We start from the raw sequence: 17,483 nt of genomic DNA, 5'->3' as shown, positions 1-17,483 counted from the left end.
GTTTACTCCTCTGCCCCGGCAGCTGAATGCGAACTCATGTCCATCCCTTCCATACCGGCGCCGGCCACTTCGTGTTCTTTCTTCTCGTGGTGCATCGGCTTGCCCGGTTTCATGCCTTCATACTTGTCGATGATGGTCTGGAACAGGTTCGGCGCGTACGAGGAGTAGAGTTCAACCGGGTTGTTCTGGCTTGGTTTGGAAAGGGCTTCGTATTCAGCTTTTTCAAGCTGTTTAGGTGCTTTCTTGACATCACTGACCCAGGCATCGAAATCTGCCTGAGAGGTGGCGATTGCTTTGAATTTCATGCCAGTGAAGCCAGCACCGCTGTAGTTGGCGGAGATACCGTCAAACTCGGCATTCTGATTGGCGATCAGGTGCAACTTGGTTTCCATGCCCGCCATTGCGTAGATCTGACCGCCCAGGCCCGGAATGAAGAACGAGTTCATCACGGTGTCGGAGGTGATCTTGAAGTTAACTGGCGTGTTGGCCGGGAACACCATCTTGTTGACGGTGGCGATGCCTTGTTCCGGGTAGATGAACAGCCACTTCCAGTCCATCGCGACCACTTGAATGGTGATCGGCTTGACGTCGGATTCCAGCGGACGGTAAGGGTCCAGGGCGTGGGTCGACTTGTAGGTGACGTAACCCAGGGCAATGATGATCAGCACCGGAACAGCCCACACTGCGATTTCAATCTTGGTGGAGTGCGACCATTTCGGGGTGTAGACGGCGTCCTTGTTGGAAGCGCGGTATTTCCAGGCGAACAGGAAGGTCATGACGATGACCGGAACCACGACCAACAGCATCAGCAGCGTTGCGGTGATGATCAGGTTGCGCTCGTCCAGGCCGACCTGGCCCTTGGGATCGAGCAGGGTCATGTTGCAGCCTCCCAGCAACAGCGTGCCGAGCAGCGGCAATAAGCCTAGTAGTCTGGGGTACCTGTTTTTACTCATCTCACGACCTCTAAAGCAGCTTGCGCAATGCAGTTGGGTTTTGATCGCCAACACTTCACCCTGCCAAGGGTTGGCATTTTTCTTGGATTGAATAAGGGCTTGCCCGTCGCGCGCTAAACGCTGGTCGACACATCCTGGGCTAGCGGTGAGTTCTTATTCGAATTCGTGGTCAAAGGCCTTGTTACAGACCAATTCCATTTGGTGCGGATAGTTGGAAGGCGCCGACACCTGGCGTCGAATGAAGCCCGTTACAGCCCCACGACCACCCCTTGTGCCAAGGAGAGTGCCGCCCCGGAATTTCAGTGCGGGCGATTGTAGATATGTAACGTTGTATAAACCATGTCTCAACTCGAAATAATTTTTATCGGATACCGCAACAATCATTAACGAAATCTGCAAAGATTATCCACGATATCGAGACAGATTCTCAATAACAACCCCAAAAAAACCAGCGCTACTGTCCGCAGTTCAGACAGCTTCAGCCCCTCTCGAAGCATCGCTGACCTCGCGCAAGCCCCCTTGTCACAAGGCCTTTAGCCATTCGTCCGAGCCTGTTAAAACTGCCTGCTGCACCGCATTTTCCGGCTTCCGGAGAGGCCCGCCAGCAAGATAAATTCCCTGTCAGTTTCAGCGACGACAATCGTCTTTGAAATGAGTTGCGACACCTTTGCTGTGACAACATGTCGCACACGTGTCGCACCCTTCTTTGCCGCGCGTCACGATCCTTTGACAGACCCGCTGAAACGCAAAGCGCCCCGGCCTCTTTTCGAGGTCCGGGGCGCTTTATTCAAGGCCTGTGGCTGCGGCGAGAAGCCTCAGTTCAGGTGTTTGCGGTTACGCGAAATGAGCAGTGGCACCAGCACCACGGTCAACACGAAGGCCACCAGTGCCCACTGTGCCAGCGACAGGCCGAGGATCGGCGGGTACGGTGTTTCGCAGAAGCCGTCGACCTGGAAGCCCAGCGGGAAGATCTTCGCCAGCGGCAAGCCGTCGACAATCGGTTGCAGCACATCGATGCCGCAACTGACCGCCGGGTAAAACTGCGTATAGACGTGATGCCCGGCCGCTGCAACGCCCGCGAGGGCGAAGATCACCACCAGCCCTTCAAACACGGTGATGCTGCGACGGGTGCGCATGGCGGCACCGATAAAGGCACTGATCGCGATCAGCAACAGCGCATAGCGTTGCAGGATGCACAGCGGGCATGGCGCCTCGCCCAGCACCACTTGCATGTACAGCGCGCCGCCGATCAGCGCCAGGCAGATGATGCCCAGCAAGACCAGGAAGCGCCGCTCACGGCCCATCCGCATCATTTCCTCGTTCATTCCCGTTTCCTTTGCCAAAAGTGCTGGTTGTATTCAACAGACCCACCGGCCGCAGTGGATCTTATACGTATCAATTGATCGCAAGTTTACACGCTAGCCATCGGGGTGGATTAACAGGAGGGAATTAACGGCAGGCTTATTAACAGCGGATTAAACAGATGGATCGGTGGCGAAACTGATAACGCCATCGCGGGCAAACCTTGCTCCTACAGGATTGTGAGTACCTGTAGGAGCAGGGGGGGCGCCTAGCTCTTGCCCGCGATGAAGGCGACCCGGTCTGACTGAGTCGCCACCCTACGCTTACTCCAGCGCAGCAGCCGGGCCGAAGAACTCGTAGCGGCTCTGCTTCTCTGGAACACCCAAGGCCTTGAGGTGGCGCTTGATCGCGGCCATGAAGCCTTTCGGGCCGAGGAAGTAAGCGTCCAGGTCGCGCTCTTGCGGCAACCAGTCGGCCAACAGCTCCTGACTCAACAGCCCGACCTTATCCGCCGCAGGGCTGACGCCGTCATCTTCGGCGTAGCAGTAGAAGCGCTTGAGTTGCGGGTGACGCTCGGCCAGGCCGTCGATCCAGTCGCGGAAGGCATGCACGCCACCGTTACGCGCACAGTGGATAAAGTGCACCGGACGCTCGGTGGCCAGCGCCGCTTCCAGCATCGGCAGGGTTGGCGTGATGCCGACGCCGCCGCTGATCAGCACCAGCGGCTTGTCGCTGGCGGTCAGGGTGAACTCACCTGCTGGCGGAAACAGCAGGATGCTCGCGCCCACATGAAGCTGGTCGTGCAGGTAATTCGAGGCACGACCGCCCTCTTCGCGCTTGACGCTGATCCGGTACTGACCGTCGTCGCCCAGGGACGACAGCGAGTAGTTGCGACGAATTTCTTCGCCATCGAGGATCAGTTTCATGCCGATGTACTGACCCGGTTCTGCCGCGAGGATCGGCCCCTTGTCCGCTGGTTCAAAGTAGAACGAGGTGATTTCCGCGCTCTCTTCCACGCGCTTGGCCAGTTTGAATTCCCGCGCCCCACGCCAGCCGCCGACCGCTGCGGCCTTCTGGTCGTAGATCGCGGTTTCGGCGCCGATCAGGATATCGGCCAATTGGTTGTAGGCGGCGCCCCAGGCGCTCATCACTTCGGGCGTGGCGATCTCGTCACCGAGCACTTCGGAAATCGCCCGCAGCAGGCAGGCGCCGACAATCGGGTAATGCTCCGGCAGGATTTGCAGGGCAACGTGCTTGTTGATGATCTTCGCCACCAGATCGCCCAACTGATCGAGCTGATCGATGTGCCGCGCATACATCAGCACCCCGCGAGCCAAAGCCCGTGGCTGGTCGCCGCTGGCCTGGTGCGCCTGATTGAACAGCGGACGAACCTCTGGGTACTCGGAGAGCATCATGCGGTAGAAGTGCGTGATCAGGGCTTCGCCGCCGCTTTCCAGCAACGGTACGGTGGATTTGACGATGGCACGGTCTTGAGCGCTAAGCATTAAGGGGGTACTCCTGAACGACTGGGTTTATAGTTTTCTACCCATGACGTTTCAGTTTCCGTGCCAACAATTAAAACCATATAAATCAATAAGTTAATAAACATGTAGTCATAACGACACAAGCGGATTTATAGTCACCTCGACTACATGGAGTCAATATGACTGCAAAACCCTTGCTCACCGCGTTGCTGCCACTGGTCTCCGACCTTTCCCGCGAATTGCCCGAAGGCGAGCGCTACCGGCGCCTGCTCGAAGCCATGCGCGCCCTGCTCCCCTGCGATGCCGCCGCCTTGCTGCGGCTCGACGGTGAATGGCTGGTACCGTTGGCAGTGGATGGCCTGAGCACCGACACCCTCGGCCGGCGCTTCAAGGTCAGCGAACACCCGCGCTTTGAAGCGTTGCTCAGCCGCTCGGAGCCGACGCGTTTCCCCAGCGACAGCACCTTGCCCGACCCTTATGACGGATTGGTCGACGGCCACGGCGATCACCTGGAAGTCCACGACTGCATGGGCTGCCCGCTGTTTATCGATGAGCGTCCGTGGGGTTTGCTGACCCTCGATGCGCTGGACCCGGAGCGCTTCGAGCCGATCGAACTGGACGCCTTGCAAGCCTTTGCCAGCCTCGCCGCCGCCACGGTCAACGCCGCCGAACGCATCGAACGGCTGGCCAATCGCGCAGAAGATGAACACCAGCGCGCCGAGGTCTATCGCCAGGCCAGCGGTCAGCAGAGTCGCGAAATGATCGGCCAGAGCAAAGCGCACAAGCGCTTGGTGGAAGAAATCAACCTGGTCGGCGGTAGCGACCTGACGGTGCTGATCACCGGAGAAACCGGGGTCGGTAAAGAGTTGGTGGCCCAGGCGATCCACGCCGCTTCACCGCGTGCCGACAAACCGATCATCAGCCTCAACTGCGCCGCGCTGCCCGACACGCTGGTAGAAAGCGAGTTGTTCGGCCATGTGCGTGGCGCCTTCACCGGGGCGCTGAACGACCGGCGTGGCAAATTCGAACTGGCCAATGGCGGCACGCTGTTTCTCGATGAAGTGGGCGAGTTGTCGCTGGCGGTGCAGGCCAAATTGCTCCGTGTGCTGCAAAGCGGTCAGTTACAGCGCTTGGGTTCGGACAAGGAGCATCAGGTCGACGTACGCCTGATCGCCGCGACCAACCGTGACCTCGCCTTCGAGGTGCGCAGTGGCCGCTACCGCGCCGACTTCTACCATCGCCTCAGCGTCTACCCGTTGCTGGTGCCGGCGCTGCGTGATCGCGGTCGGGATGTGTTGTTGCTTAGCGGTTACTTTCTTGAACAGAACCGCTCGCGGATGGGCCTCAACAGCCTGCGCCTGAGCAGCGACGCCCAAGCGGCATTGCTGGCCTACAGTTGGCCGGGCAACGTCCGCGAACTGGAGCACTTGATTGGTCGCAGTGCCTTGAAAGCGCTGGGCAACTCGCGGGAACGGCCGAAGATTCTCAGCTTGAGCGCGGCGGATCTGGACTTGCCCCACACGCCCCTTGAAACGCCTTCTGCGCCAGCCAGCATTGAACCGGCGCCCACCGTTGAAGTGTTCGGCGACCTGCGCCAGGCCACCGAGAACTATCAACGCCAGTTGATCACCGCTTGTCTTGAGCGCCATCAAAACAACTGGGCCAGCGCCGCCCGTGAGCTAGGCTTGGACCGGGCGAACCTTGGGCGGATGGCCAAGCGTTTGGGCATGAAGTAGTAACCAATGTGGCGAGGGAGCTTGCTCCCGCTGGAGTGCGAAGCGCTCCCAAATCAGTCACCACATTGCAACAGACAGTACACAGGTACCGATTTGGCGACTGCTGCGCCCGAGCGCGGACCGGCCGGCGGGAGCAAGCTCCCTCGCCACAGGGTTTGCCGTTTGGCATTAAAGCCCGCCCCGCTTACGTCGATAACCCGATATCAATAGTTGCTGGCGGTCCTACAATCGCCCATCACCTTTTCCACAGAAGGTTTTTATGTCCTCCAACAAAGCCCGCGCAGATTCACTTTCGCTTCTGCTCTTTACCTTGCGCAGTGGCAAGCTGATGGCGATCAACCTGCTGAAAGTCAGTGAAATCATCCCCTGCCCGCCGCTGACCAGGCTGCCGGAGTCGCACCCGCACGTTAAAGGCATCGCCACCCTGCGCGGAACCTCGCTGTCGGTCATCGACCTGAGCCGGGCGATCGGTGAGCGGCCGCTGGAAGACCCGGACGGTGGCTGCCTGATCGTTACCGACGTCAGCCGTTCCAAACAGGGCCTGCACGTTCAGGCGGTGAGCAAGATCGTCCATTGCCTGACCACCGACATCCGCCCGCCACCCTACGGCTCCGGCGGCGTGCGCGCGTACATCACCGGCGTGACCTCGGTCGACGGCACGCTGGTGCAGGTGCTCGACATCGAGAAAGTCATCCACGGCATCGCCCCGGCACAGATCGAAACAGCCCCGACCGAGCTGAGCATGGAAGACGCCGAAGTACTGGGCAACGCACGCATTCTGGTGGTCGATGACAGCCAGGTGGCGCTGCAACAATCGGTACACACCCTGCGCAACCTCGGCCTGCAATGCCACACCGCACGCAGCGCCAGAGAAGCCATCGACTGCCTGCTGGACCTGCAAGGCACTGCACAGCAGATCAACCTGATTGTCTCGGACATCGAAATGTCCGAGATGGACGGTTACGCCCTCACCCGGACCCTGCGTGAAACCCCGGACTTTTCCCACCTCTATATCCTGCTGCACACCTCGCTGGACAGTGCGATGAACAGCGAAAAAGCCCGTCTGGCCGGGGCAAATGCGGTGCTGACCAAGTTCTCCTCGCCAGAGCTGACCAAATGCCTGATCACCGCCGCAAAAGCTGTCGCGCAGCAAGAACAAGGTCATTGAGCCTTGGCTGAAGAGTATTGCCTGCTGCTTCGGCGCGACCTCGCTGGAGTGTTGCCCGCCATTGCCTGGCCTCCAGGCATTGTGCTGAACCAATACCGCCCCGAGCTGGCCGAAGCGGTTCATCAACTGATGGAGCAGGGTTATCAGCACGGCGGCGGTCGAGTACCGGCGCTGGAGGTGTGGCGCGAGCGCTTTGAAAGCGATGCGGAATATGACCCGGCGCTGTGTTTCATCGCCTCGGACCCTCAAGGCGTTGTCGGCGTGGCCCAGTGCTGGACCAGCGCCTACATCAAGAACCTGGTGGTGCATCCACGGGCTCAGGGCCAAGGCTTGGGACGAGCGTTGTTGTTGCATGCCTTCAGTGTGTTTCAACAGCGTCGCGAAGGGTTTGTTGACCTCAAGGTACTGGAAGATAACCAGCGCGCTCGGCGACTGTATGAAAGCGCCGGGATGCGCGTGGTGCGCCGGGAGCTGGTTCCAGACTGATACCGCTATCGCGAAGCTCCCCGCACAACCCTCCTCAATCCTTCAGGCATACTCAATCCTTGGCCAAAATTCACCCAAGGATGCCCGAACCATGAAAGCCTCAAGTCTGATATTCATCAGCCTGACCGCAATCACCAGCCAAGCCTTCGCTTCTAGCCCAGATGCATGGGCCGCCCATGACAAAGCCGTTCTCGCCAGTTGCACCAAAGCCAGCCAATTGAGTCACGCCAAACCCGTTGGCAATGCTGCGCAGTTCGATGATCGCGTCGGCTATACCGCACTGTTGCTGCAAGGCCAGTACCCGCAAAAACATATGAAAGGCCAACAAGGCACTGAACTGTGCCTCTACAACAAAAAGAGTAAAACCGCGTATATCACCGAATGGGATTCTGTACGTCCATGACTGGCGCACAACTTGCTTTGGCAGCATCCCGCGCGGTGGTTTTCCGCCATCGCTGACGCCTCTGGAATGTGACCGGTCGCCTAATGAATACGACGTTTTCCTGCGTAGGTTGCGGCAAGTGCTGCAACGACCACCATGTGCCCCTGACCCTCGCCGAGGCCCGGATGTGGACGGCTGACGGCGGGGCTGTGATCGTGCTGGTGGAAGGCTTTCTTGGCAATGGCCTGGGCCTTCCGGCCTTGCAACGCGAGCACGCCGAACGCCGTTCCGTGGTGGTGCCCAGCGGTGCGACCCAGGCCCACGTAGCGATTACCTTCGCTGCATACAACGCCGGTCGCTGCCGGAATCTTGACGAAGACAACCTCTGCCGCATCTACGAGCACCGGCCGCTGGTGTGCCGCATCTACCCGATGGAAATCAATCCGCACATCCCGCTGACACCAACCGCCAAGGACTGCCCGCCCGAATCGTGGGAGCAAGGTCCTGCGTTAATTGTCGGCGGTCAGTTGGTTGATCAGGCATTGGCCGACCTGATCCAGCGCTCGCGTCAGGCAGACCGCGACGATGTCCAGGCCAAGGAAGCGATTTGCGAACTTCTGGGGATTCGCACCACGGCGCTCAAGGGTGACGGGTTTACCGCCTACCTGCCGGACATGACGGCGTTTGCCTCGGCAATTGATCAGGTTCAGGCTGCGCCGTTGCCGGGTTCGGCCGGTGAATGGCTGTTCCATGTATCGGGCAACGACATTGCTGAACAAGTGCAGGCCGCTGGCGCGAACGTGGTCACGGCAGAACCGCTGAACTATGCGTTTATCTCGTTGCGCGCGGCCTGAGATTTATAACTCAGAGGGACAACTCAGCGCTTGCCCATCGAGCGACGGGTGCCAGGAGGCGCTGCGCCCGGGACCTTGGTGTGGCCATTCTTGGCGCCGTTCTTGTACCACGGCTGACTGGCGTTTTTGGCGGAGGCCAACTCGCCCGGTTTGAACGGAAACTTGAAGGCCGGAATCACCGCTTTGGTTTCGCTGTCGGCGCTGGAGTCGACGCTGTCTGGCAGGTCAGCCTGTTCGTCAGCAGCAGGCGCTTGTATCGGGGAAGTCATGAATGCTCCGGGTGTTACAGTGAGTCGGGCCCGATGGGTGGGCCGCGAAAGGCCGGCAGTATACCTGCGCGCCCGTGATCTTTAACCTCCCGACGCATGAATGGTCACCTTTGCTGACAGCCCTGTCAGTTAGCCGTCACCCTGCTGACCGCAACGAAGGACTATAACTAGGCCATTATTTCCCGTCTTTTTGCCCCGGCGTTCGATGCTCATGCCCATTCCAGGAAAAAAACTGCTGATCGCCGCGTTACTGGTGACGGTCACTGCCGTGGCCATTGGCGTTGCGCTCAAACCGGCAACGAGCAAACTCGCGGCCCCCACCGCGATTCCGGTGCGGGTGGTCAGCGTCGTCGAACGCGACGTGCCGCGCTATGTCAGCGCGATTGGCTCGGTGCTGTCGTTGCACAGCGTGGTTATTCGTCCGCAGATCGATGGCATCCTCACCCGACTACTGGTCAAGGAAGGTCAGTTGGTGAAGGCCGGTGACCTGCTGGCAACTATCGACGATCGCTCGATCCGCGCCAGCCTCGATCAGGCCCGTGCGCAATTGGGCGAAAACCAGGCGCAGTTGCAGGTCGCCGAGGTCAACCTCAAACGCTACAAATTGCTGAGTGTCGATGACGGGGTTTCCAAGCAGACTTACGACCAGCAACAAGCCCTGGTCAATCAGTTGAAAGCCACGGCGCAAGGCAATCAGGCGGCCATCGATGCGGCGCAGGTACAACTCTCCTACACACAGATTCGCTCGCCGGTGACGGGCCGCGTCGGTATTCGCACCGTGGATGAAGGCAACTTCCTGCGCATGAGCGATACCCAGGGATTGTTCTCGGTCACCCAGATCGACCCGATTGCCGTCGAGTTCTCCCTGCCACAGCAAATGCTGCCGACGCTGCAACGGTTGATCAGCGCAACCCCGCCGGCTGACGTGAATGCCTACCTCGGCGCCGACACCAATGGCCAGACCGGCGACTTGCTCGGCGAAGGCCATCTGACGCTCATCGACAACCAGATCAATACCAACACCGGGACCATTCGCGCCAAGGCCGAATTCAGCAACGCCGGGCAAAAACTCTGGCCCGGGCAACTGGTGACCGTGAAGATCCAGACCGCCGTCGACCAGCATGTGCTGGTGGTGCCGCCGTCGGTGGTCCAGCGCGGGCTGGATCAGCATTTCGTTTACCGGGTCAACGGCGACAAGGTCGAATCGGTTCCGGTGCAAATGGTCTATCAGGACAGCGGGCTGAACATCATCACAGGGGTAAAGGCCGGTGATGTGCTGGTCAGCGATGGTCAGTCGCGGCTCAAGCCAGGGGCCAGCGTGCAGATTCTCGGCGAGCCGCCAGCGCTCACGCAAAGCACTGCGGCGGAGCAACAGCCATGAAAGTCCATGGCGGTATTTCGGCCTGGTGCATCGACCATCCGGTCGCCACGGCACTGCTGACCTTCGCCCTGGTGCTGCTGGGCTTGATCGCCTTCCCGCGCCTGCCCGTCGCCCCTTTGCCGGAAGCCGAGTTCCCGACCATTCAGGTCGCCGCGCAGTTGCCCGGCGCCAGCCCCGACACCATGGCTTCGTCGGTGGCGACGCCGTTGGAGGTGCAATTCAGCGCCATCCCCGGCATGACCCAAATGACCTCCAGCAGCGCCTTGGGTTCGACCAACCTGACCCTGCAATTCACCCTCAACAAAAGCATCGACACCGCCGCGCAGGAAGTTCAGGCCGCGATCAACACCGCCGCCGGCAAGCTGCCCAAGGACATGCCGACGCTGCCGACCTGGCGCAAGGTCAACCCGTCCGACAGCCCGGTGCTGATCCTCAGCGTCAGCTCGACGCAAATGCCCGGCACCGAACTCAGCGACTACGCCGAAACCCTGCTGGCGCGGCAATTGAGCCAGATCGACGGCGTCGGCCAGATCTACATCACCGGCCAGCAACGCCCGGCGATCCGGGTCCAGGCCTCGGCCGACAAACTCGCCGCCATCGGCCTGACCCTGGCCGATGTGCGCCTGGCGATTCAGAAAACCAGCCTCAACCTGGCCAAGGGCGCGCTGTACGGTGAGTCGAGCATTTCCACGCTATCGACCAACGATCAACTGTTCCATCCCGACGAATACGGTCAGCTCATCGTCTCCTACAAGAACGGTGCACCGGTCCAGCTCCGGGACATCGCCACCGTGGTCAGTGGCTCGGAAGACGCCTATGTCCAGGCCTGGTCTGGCGATCGGCCGGGGGTCAACCTGGTGATCCTGCGGCAACCGGGTGCGAACATCGTCGACACCGTGGACCGGATTCAAGCCGCGTTGCCGGGCCTGCAAGCGATGCTTCCGGCGTCGATTCAGGTCAACGTGCTGATCGACCGGACCCAGACTATCCGCGCTTCACTGCACGAAGTGGAAGTCACCCTGCTGATCGCGGTCCTGCTGGTGGTCGCGGTGATGGCGCTGTTCCTGCGCCAGTGGTCGGCGACGCTGATCGTTTCCAGCGTACTCGGGGTCTCGCTGATCGCCAGTATCGCGCTGATGTACATCATGGGCTTCAGCCTGAACAACCTGACGCTGGTGGCGATCGTCATTTCCGTAGGGTTTGTGGTCGACGATGCGATTGTGGTGGTGGAGAACATCCACCGCCACCTGGAGGCCGGCGACGGTATGCGTGAGGCGGCGATCAAGGGCGCTGGCGAGATCGGCTTTACCGTGGTCTCGATCAGTTTCTCGCTGGTGGCGGCGTTTATTCCGCTGCTGTTCATGGGCGGCGTGGTCGGCCGGTTGTTCAAGGAGTTCGCCTTGACCGCCACCTCGACCATCATGATTTCGGTGGTGGTGTCGTTGACCCTGGCACCGACCATGGCCGCCCTGTTCATGCGCGCGCCGGTACACGATGCCCATGCCAAACCCGGTTTTGGGGAGCGCCTGCTGGCGCTGTATGAACGCGCACTGCGCCGCGCCCTGGCGCATCAGAAACTGATGCTGGGGATCTTCAGCCTGACGCTGTGCATGGCGGTTGCCGGCTACGTGTTTATCCCCAAAGGTTTCTTCCCGATACAGGACACCGGTTTTATCCTTGGCACTACCGAAGCCGCCGCCGACGTGTCGTTTCCGGAGATGGTGAAAAAGCACCAGGCCCTGGCCGACATCGTCGCCGCCGACCCGGCAGTGCAGACCTTTTCGCATTCGGTGGGTGTTTCCGGCAGCAACCAGACCATCGCCAACGGGCGCTTCTGGATCTCCTTGAAAAAACGCGGCGATCGCGATGTGTCCGCCAGCGCCTTCATCGACCGGATTCGTCCGCAACTGCTGAAGGTCCCGGGCATTGTGCTGTACCTGCGCGCCGGGCAAGACATCAACCTCAGCTCCGGCCCCAGCCGCGCCCAGTATCAATACGTGCTCAAGAGCAACGACGGTCCGACACTGAACCTCTGGACCCAACGCCTGACCGAAAAACTGCGCAGCATCCCGGCGTTCCGCGACATTTCCAACGACCTGCAACTGGGCGGCAGCATCACCCACATCCACATCGACCGTGCCGCTGCAGCGCGTTTCGGGCTGACCGCCAGCGATGTCGACGAGGCGCTTTATGACGCCTTCGGCCAACGGCAGGTCAACGAGTTCCAGACCGAAATAAACCAGTACAACGTTATCCTCGAACTCGACACCCGCCAGCGCGGCAAGGCCGAAAGCCTCGCCTATTTCTACCTGCGTTCGCCGCTGAGTGGCGAGATGGTGCCGTTGTCGGCGCTGGCCCGTTTCGATGCGCCAACCATCGGCCCGTTGTCCATCGCCCACGACGGCATGTTCCCGGCCGCCAACCTGTCGTTCAACCTGGCGCCCGGCGTGGCCTTGGGTGATGCGGTGATTTTGCTCAATCAGGCGAAGAACGACATCGGCATGCCGGCCTCGGTCAACGGCAATTTCCAGGGCGCGGCCCAGGCGTTCCAGAGTTCACTGGCCAGCCAGCCGTGGCTGATTCTGGCGGCGCTGGTGGCGGTATACATCATTCTTGGCGTGCTCTATGAAAGTTTCGTGCACCCGCTGACGATCATCTCGACCTTGCCTTCCGCTGGCCTCGGCGCCTTGATACTGCTCTGGATCCTCGGCCAGGACTTCTCGATCATGGCGTTGATCGGCCTGGTGCTGCTGATCGGTATCGTCAAGAAGAACGGCATCCTGATGATCGACTTCGCCCTCGACGCCCAGCGCAATCGCGGGCTGTCCCCGCAAGAGGCGATTTTCGAGGCATGCCTTACGCGGTTCCGGCCGATCATGATGACCACCCTCGCCGCCCTGCTCGGCGCGCTGCCGCTGATGCTCGGCTACGGCACCGGCGCCGAACTGCGCCAACCGCTGGGGATCGCGGTGGTCGGCGGTTTGCTGGTCAGCCAGGCGCTGACGCTGTTTACCACGCCAGTCATATACTTATGGCTTGAGCGGGTGTTCCATCGCTCCACACCAGCGCCTGCGCTGGCGACCACACACTGAGGCGGGTCATGCGCGTTCTGATTATCGAAGACGAAGAGAAAACCGCGGATTATCTGTACCGCGGCCTGACCGAACAGGGTTACACCGTGGACCGCGCGCCGGACGGCGTCGAAGGTTTGCACCTGGCGCTCGAAAACGATTACGCGGTGATCATCCTCGACGTGATGCTGCCGGGTCTCGACGGCTACGGCGTGCTGCGCGCCCTGCGTGCCCGCAAACAGACCCCGGTGATCATGCTGACCGCCCGTGAGCGTGTCGAAGACCGGATCAAAGGCCTGCGCGACGGTGCCGACGATTACCTGGGCAAACCTTTCTCGTTCCTCGAACTGGTCGCCCGCCTGCAAGCCTTGACCCGCCGCAGCGGTGGCCATGAACCGGTGCAAGTGACCATCGCCGACCTGTGGGTCGACTTGATCAGCCGCAAGGCCACCCGTGCCGGTACGCGGCTGGACCTGACCGCCAAGGAGTTCTCGCTGCTCAGCGTGCTGGCCCGGCGTCAGGGTGAAATTCTCTCGAAAACCGCGATTGCCGAGATGGTCTGGGACATCAATTTCGACAGCGACGCCAACGTCGTCGAAGTTGCGATCAAGCGTCTGCGGGCGAAGATCGACGGGCCGTTCGAAGAGAAACTGCTGCACACCATTCGCGGCATGGGCTATGTGCTGGAGAGCCGCAGTGCTTAGGGTAGATCATCACTCATTTCCTATGCCGCGTTGTCGCCTGAAAGCGGGCCAGGCAAGGCGCAGTCCGCCGGTAAGGGTCGTTTCCTTGCCAAGGGCTGCAACGCAGCCTGGCCCGCTTTCAGGCACAACCCGAAGGGCCGGATCTGTTGTTGCGCAGGGCTGCGTTACTCGGAGCTTATTTGGAACGACCAAACCTCGCTCCTCGCGCCTTGCCCTGCGCAACAACAGACTCCGGCGCGGCATAGGAAATGAGTGATGATCTACCCTCGAAACAGTATCGCGTTGCGCCTGAGCGGCATGTTCACACTGGTGGCGGCGCTGGTGTTTCTGTTGATCGGCTGGGCGCTGTATCAACAGGTTGAAAAGGGTCTGGCGCTGTTGCCGGCAGCCGAACTGGATGCGCGTTACAGCGTACTCGAATCCACGGTCGGGCGCTTTGGTACGCCAGAGCACTGGGTGAAGATCAACAACAAACTCAACCTGCTGAGTGAAGAGGACAAGCGCATCAGCTTCTGGATCATCAGCGGCGATGCCAACTACGAGTACGGCAACATCACCCCGCAGATCCGTGCCTTGGCGCAAGGGCCAACCGGCAAGCGCGACGTACAACTGCCGGGTCAGCCCTATCCGATGAAAGTGCTGGTCAGTCAGTTTCCGGCCAAGGACCAGCGTCCACCGTTGCGCTTCATGATCGGCATCGACACGCAAACCTTCTATGAGACCCAGCATCACTTGCTGATCGCCTTGATCAGCCTGGCGATCATCGGCGTACTGCTGGCCTCGGCGCTGGGTTACTGGGTGGCGCGAATCGGCCTCAAACCGTTGATCAAGTTGTCGCAGGAAGCGCAACGACTGGCACCGCCGTTGCTGTCCTCACGACTGCAACTGTCGCCACTGCCGCCAGAACTCAATCAGTTCGTCAGCTCGTTCAACTCGACGCTGGAGCGGGTCGAGCAAGCCTACACGCGACTTGAATCGTTCAACGCCGATGTCGCCCACGAACTGCGCTCGCCGCTGACCAACCTGATCGGTCAGACCCAGGTTGCCCTGACCCGTGGGCGCTCGGCGGAACACTACTTCGAAGTGCTGCAATCGAACCTCGAAGAACTCGAACGGCTGCGCTCGATCATCAACGACATGCTGTTTTTGGCCAGCGCCGACCAAGGCAGCAAGGCCACCAAACTGACCACCACCTCGCTCGCGGACGAAGTCGCCACCACTCTGGACTACCTGGATTTCATCCTCGAAGATGCGCAGGTCAAGGTTCAGGTCAGCGGTGATGCCCAAGTGCAGATCGAAATCGCCCACCTGCGCCGGGCATTGATCAATCTGCTGAACAACGCCGTGCAGCACACGGCTCCCGGCCAGGTCATTCGGGTGCGGATCGATGTTCAGGAGCATCAGGTCAGTATCGGCGTCACCAACCCCGGTGAGCCCATCGCCAGTGAACATCTGTCGCGCTTGTTCGAGCGCTTCTACCGGGTCGACGCCTCGCGCAGCAACAGCGGCGCCAATCATGGACTGGGGCTGGCCATCGTCAAGGCGATCGCGCTGATGCATGGCGGCAATGTGTTTGTGCACAGCGATAACGGCGTGAATACCTTCGGGATCTATTTGCCGATTTGATTCCTGTGGCGAGCGAGCTTGCTCGCGCTGGGCTGCGAAGCGGCCCCAAGACAATCAACCGTGTTTAATCAGATATACCACCTGCCCCGAATTACGACTGCTACGCAGCCGAGCGCGAGCAAGCTCGCTCGCCACAGGTCGGTGCGACTGTTGCTCTTGATGCAACAGTCCTTTATGCAATCCGCTCTTTTTCCCACCCCCCAAGACCTTTACCTTGGCCACACCAAACAGCACTTGCCAAGCAAGAAGGTTTTCAAGATGTCCAACAGTATGGGTATTGCCAGCGCTTTCGTTTTGTCGTCCTTGTTGTTGTCTCCCTTTGCCATGGCTGAAGAATCGCCGGCATTTGTCGCGCATAATGCTGCGCGTGCCGCAGCCTTCGACAAGGCCCAGGCTGAACTGACCGCAAAAGCACAGAAGTCTGAGAAAACCCGGCAAACATCGGCCAGCCAGGCTCAACCACAGGTTGAAAAAGACAGCTGATCGGCAACACCACTCAGTTTCCCTCGACACTTCTCAGGGCTCTTTCCCTTGAGAAGTTGTCTTCAAGCCGCTGCTATCAGCGGCTTTTTTTCGTTGTGTATTTGTCAGGCATTCCTTCGTTATTACCCAATAAGAAACACCCGGATTATTAACTATAACAACGCTTGTTATTGACCCAAGGAGCTGTATCCCGCGTGAGCATTACCCTCAAACTCAGTCCGCTATTCATTGCAATGGCCGCAACGATGGCCGCAAACGTCCAGGCCGCCGACGACTCCAGCCGCGAAGGTTTCGTTGAAGGTGCAAGCCTTAAACTCAATGCCCGCAACTACTACCTGAACCGCAACCGTCAGCAGCAGACTAACGACAACATCGAATGGGGCCAGGGTTTCCTCGGTATCTTCGAATCGGGCTACACCCAGGGCCCGGTCGGTTTTGGCGTGGATGCCAACGCCATGCTCGGGCTCAAACTCGACGGTGGCGGCGGCACCGGTGGCTCGAGCATCCTGCCGATCGGCGATGACAACAGCAAAGCGCCGGGCTCGTTTTCAAGCGCTGGCGGTGCCCTGAAAATGCGCGCCCTCGACACCGAGCTGAAAGCCGGCGACCTGTTCCTCAACAACCCGGTAATCGCCGGTGGCATGAGCCGCATGCTGCCGCAGACCTTTCGCGGTGTCAGCCTGACCAACCACAGCTTCGACGGCTGGCTGATCGAGGGCGGCCAGGCGAGCTTCACCAAGCCTTACAACCAGAGCGGGCACCAGCGCATCGGGACGTCCTACGGCAAACTGGCAGACGGCGACAAAAGCCAGCACCTGAACTGGGCCGGCGTAGCCTGGAGCGGCCTGCCGGGCCTGACCAGCAGCCTCTATGCGTCCGAGCTCAAGGACATCTGGAACCAGTACTACTACGACCTGGACTACACCTACGCGGTCAATGAGCTGATCAGCCTCAACCCGGGCCTGCACTACTATCACACCCAGGACACTGGCGACGCACTGCTCGGAAAAATCGACAACAACACCTACAGCCTGCACTTTACCGTGGGCGTCGGTAGCCACAGCGTCACCGCCGCTTACCAGCGCGTGAACGGCAACACGCCGTTCGATTACATCGCTCAGGGCGACAGCATCTTCCTCGACAACTCACAGCAGTATTCGGACTTCAACGGCCCGAACGAGCGTTCGTGGAAGCTCAAGTATGCCTATGACTTCGCCGGTGTCGGCGTGCCGGGCCTGACCTCCGCCGTGTCGTATTCGCGTGGCACGCTGGACCTGACCAAGGTTGACCCGAACAGTCTCGGTTATGCCAGCTTCTATAACGAAGCGGGTAAAAATGCCAAACACTGGGAGCGTGATGTCGATCTCAAGTACGTGGTCCAGGGCGGTACGGCCAAGGATCTGGCGGTGCGTCTGCAATGGGCCACCAATCGCGGCGGCAACGGCTACGGCGCGCTGGATACCGACACCGATGAATACCGGGTGATCGTCGACTACCCACTGAACGTTTTCTGAGAAAAATTCACAAAAAGGCCAGCACCGGTGCTGGCCTTTTTTGTATCCGGGATCTATACATGCACTGAGA

General features: G+C 60.0%; 15 protein-coding genes. 11 read left to right on the top strand and 4 right to left on the bottom strand.

The window, feature by feature from the left end:
• Positions 1-2: 2 nt before the first annotated feature.
• The 3 genes from cyoA to hmpA form a co-directional block, all read right to left on the bottom strand.
• Positions 3-953: a ubiquinol oxidase subunit II gene (gene cyoA / locus AO353_RS15450; RefSeq protein ID WP_054595733.1), complete on the bottom strand. Its 951-nt coding sequence runs from the start codon at positions 951-953 to the stop codon at positions 3-5.
• Between the two features lie 815 nt (positions 954-1,768).
• Entirely contained in the window at positions 1,769-2,278 is a 510-nt protein-coding gene (locus AO353_RS15445; protein ID WP_054595732.1) for a disulfide bond formation protein B, read from the bottom strand.
• Positions 2,279-2,578: 300 nt separating this feature from the next.
• Positions 2,579-3,760: an NO-inducible flavohemoprotein gene (gene hmpA / locus AO353_RS15440; protein ID WP_054595731.1), complete on the bottom strand. Its 1,182-nt coding sequence runs from the start codon at positions 3,758-3,760 to the stop codon at positions 2,579-2,581.
• Between the two features lie 158 nt (positions 3,761-3,918).
• On the opposite strand from hmpA, the gene norR reads away from it, so the two are divergent.
• The 5 genes from norR (at position 3,919) to AO353_RS15415 (ending at position 8,365) form a co-directional block, all read left to right on the top strand.
• The gene (gene norR, locus AO353_RS15435; RefSeq protein ID WP_054595730.1) at positions 3,919-5,475 is read left to right on the top strand and encodes a nitric oxide reductase transcriptional regulator NorR; all 1,557 of its coding nucleotides are present in this window, start codon (positions 3,919-3,921) and stop codon (positions 5,473-5,475) included.
• 259 nt (positions 5,476-5,734) lie between these two features.
• Complete coding sequence (locus AO353_RS15430) at positions 5,735-6,643, top strand: chemotaxis protein CheV (protein ID WP_054595729.1); 909 nt, start codon at positions 5,735-5,737, stop codon at positions 6,641-6,643.
• Between the two features lie 3 nt (positions 6,644-6,646).
• Positions 6,647-7,129 carry a GNAT family N-acetyltransferase gene (locus tag AO353_RS15425; RefSeq protein WP_054595728.1) on the top strand — a complete coding sequence of 161 codons (483 nt, stop codon included), beginning with the start codon at positions 6,647-6,649 and terminating at the stop codon, positions 7,127-7,129.
• A gap of 91 nt (positions 7,130-7,220) precedes the next feature.
• A complete protein-coding gene (locus AO353_RS15420) occupies positions 7,221-7,532 on the top strand; it encodes a hypothetical protein (RefSeq protein ID WP_054595727.1) in 312 nt (103 codons plus the stop codon).
• 83 nt (positions 7,533-7,615) lie between these two features.
• On the top strand, positions 7,616-8,365 hold the full coding sequence (locus AO353_RS15415) for a YkgJ family cysteine cluster protein (protein ID WP_054595726.1): 750 nt from the start codon (positions 7,616-7,618) through the stop codon (positions 8,363-8,365).
• A gap of 23 nt (positions 8,366-8,388) precedes the next feature.
• Here AO353_RS15415 and AO353_RS15410 read toward each other — a convergent pair whose 3' ends face one another.
• Entirely contained in the window at positions 8,389-8,634 is a 246-nt protein-coding gene (locus tag AO353_RS15410) for a hypothetical protein (protein ID WP_054595725.1), read from the bottom strand.
• 211 nt (positions 8,635-8,845) lie between these two features.
• Here AO353_RS15410 and AO353_RS15405 point away from each other — a divergent pair, with 211 nt between their 5' ends.
• The 6 genes from AO353_RS15405 (at position 8,846) to AO353_RS15380 (ending at position 17,413) form a co-directional block, all read left to right on the top strand.
• Complete coding sequence (locus AO353_RS15405; protein WP_054598246.1) at positions 8,846-10,015, top strand: efflux RND transporter periplasmic adaptor subunit; 1,170 nt, start codon at positions 8,846-8,848, stop codon at positions 10,013-10,015.
• Positions 10,012-13,107 (top strand): multidrug efflux RND transporter permease subunit, encoded by a 3,096-nt coding sequence (locus AO353_RS15400; protein ID WP_054595724.1) that lies wholly within the window; start codon positions 10,012-10,014, stop codon positions 13,105-13,107. Before AO353_RS15405 ends, AO353_RS15400 begins: the two co-directional genes overlap by 4 nt.
• An 8-nt stretch (positions 13,108-13,115) precedes the next feature.
• Positions 13,116-13,790, top strand: coding sequence for a heavy metal response regulator transcription factor (locus AO353_RS15395; protein WP_054595723.1), 675 nt, complete (start codon positions 13,116-13,118; stop codon positions 13,788-13,790).
• Positions 13,791-14,045: 255 nt separating this feature from the next.
• Positions 14,046-15,416 carry a heavy metal sensor histidine kinase gene (locus AO353_RS15390; protein ID WP_054595722.1) on the top strand — a complete coding sequence of 457 codons (1,371 nt, stop codon included), beginning with the start codon at positions 14,046-14,048 and terminating at the stop codon, positions 15,414-15,416.
• Between the two features lie 258 nt (positions 15,417-15,674).
• On the top strand, positions 15,675-15,899 hold the full coding sequence (locus AO353_RS15385) for a hypothetical protein (RefSeq protein WP_054598245.1): 225 nt from the start codon (positions 15,675-15,677) through the stop codon (positions 15,897-15,899).
• 233 nt (positions 15,900-16,132) lie between these two features.
• On the top strand, positions 16,133-17,413 hold the full coding sequence (locus AO353_RS15380) for an OprD family porin (RefSeq protein ID WP_054598244.1): 1,281 nt from the start codon (positions 16,133-16,135) through the stop codon (positions 17,411-17,413).
• Positions 17,414-17,483: the final 70 nt, after the last annotated feature.

The sequence above is a fragment of the Pseudomonas fluorescens genome, assembly GCF_001307155.1.
Taxonomy (GTDB): domain Bacteria; phylum Pseudomonadota; class Gammaproteobacteria; order Pseudomonadales; family Pseudomonadaceae; genus Aquipseudomonas; species Aquipseudomonas helvetica.
This window is presented reverse-complemented; position numbering and strand designations above follow the sequence as displayed.

Bases quoted from the DNA above. Each gene is read 5' to 3' on its own strand.
- AO353_RS15445 (WP_054595732.1), bottom strand. From the start codon at position 2,278: ATGAACGAGGAAATGATGCGGATGGGCCGTGAGCGGCGCTTCCTGGTC.
- AO353_RS15395 (WP_054595723.1), top strand. From the start codon at position 13,116: ATGCGCGTTCTGATTATCGAAGACGAAGAGAAAACCGCGGATTATCTG.
- AO353_RS15410 (WP_054595725.1), bottom strand. From the start codon at position 8,634: ATGACTTCCCCGATACAAGCGCCTGCTGCTGACGAACAGGCTGACCTG.
- AO353_RS15405 (WP_054598246.1), top strand. From the start codon at position 8,846: ATGCCCATTCCAGGAAAAAAACTGCTGATCGCCGCGTTACTGGTGACG.
- AO353_RS15380 (WP_054598244.1), top strand. From the start codon at position 16,133: ATGGCCGCAACGATGGCCGCAAACGTCCAGGCCGCCGACGACTCCAGC.
- hmpA (WP_054595731.1), bottom strand. From the start codon at position 3,760: ATGCTTAGCGCTCAAGACCGTGCCATCGTCAAATCCACCGTACCGTTG.
- AO353_RS15400 (WP_054595724.1), top strand. From the start codon at position 10,012: ATGAAAGTCCATGGCGGTATTTCGGCCTGGTGCATCGACCATCCGGTC.
- AO353_RS15385 (WP_054598245.1), top strand. From the start codon at position 15,675: ATGTCCAACAGTATGGGTATTGCCAGCGCTTTCGTTTTGTCGTCCTTG.
- AO353_RS15430 (WP_054595729.1), top strand. From the start codon at position 5,735: ATGTCCTCCAACAAAGCCCGCGCAGATTCACTTTCGCTTCTGCTCTTT.
- norR (WP_054595730.1), top strand. From the start codon at position 3,919: ATGACTGCAAAACCCTTGCTCACCGCGTTGCTGCCACTGGTCTCCGAC.
- AO353_RS15415 (WP_054595726.1), top strand. From the start codon at position 7,616: ATGAATACGACGTTTTCCTGCGTAGGTTGCGGCAAGTGCTGCAACGAC.
- cyoA (WP_054595733.1), bottom strand. From the start codon at position 953: ATGAGTAAAAACAGGTACCCCAGACTACTAGGCTTATTGCCGCTGCTC.
- AO353_RS15420 (WP_054595727.1), top strand. From the start codon at position 7,221: ATGAAAGCCTCAAGTCTGATATTCATCAGCCTGACCGCAATCACCAGC.
- AO353_RS15390 (WP_054595722.1), top strand. From the start codon at position 14,046: ATGATCTACCCTCGAAACAGTATCGCGTTGCGCCTGAGCGGCATGTTC.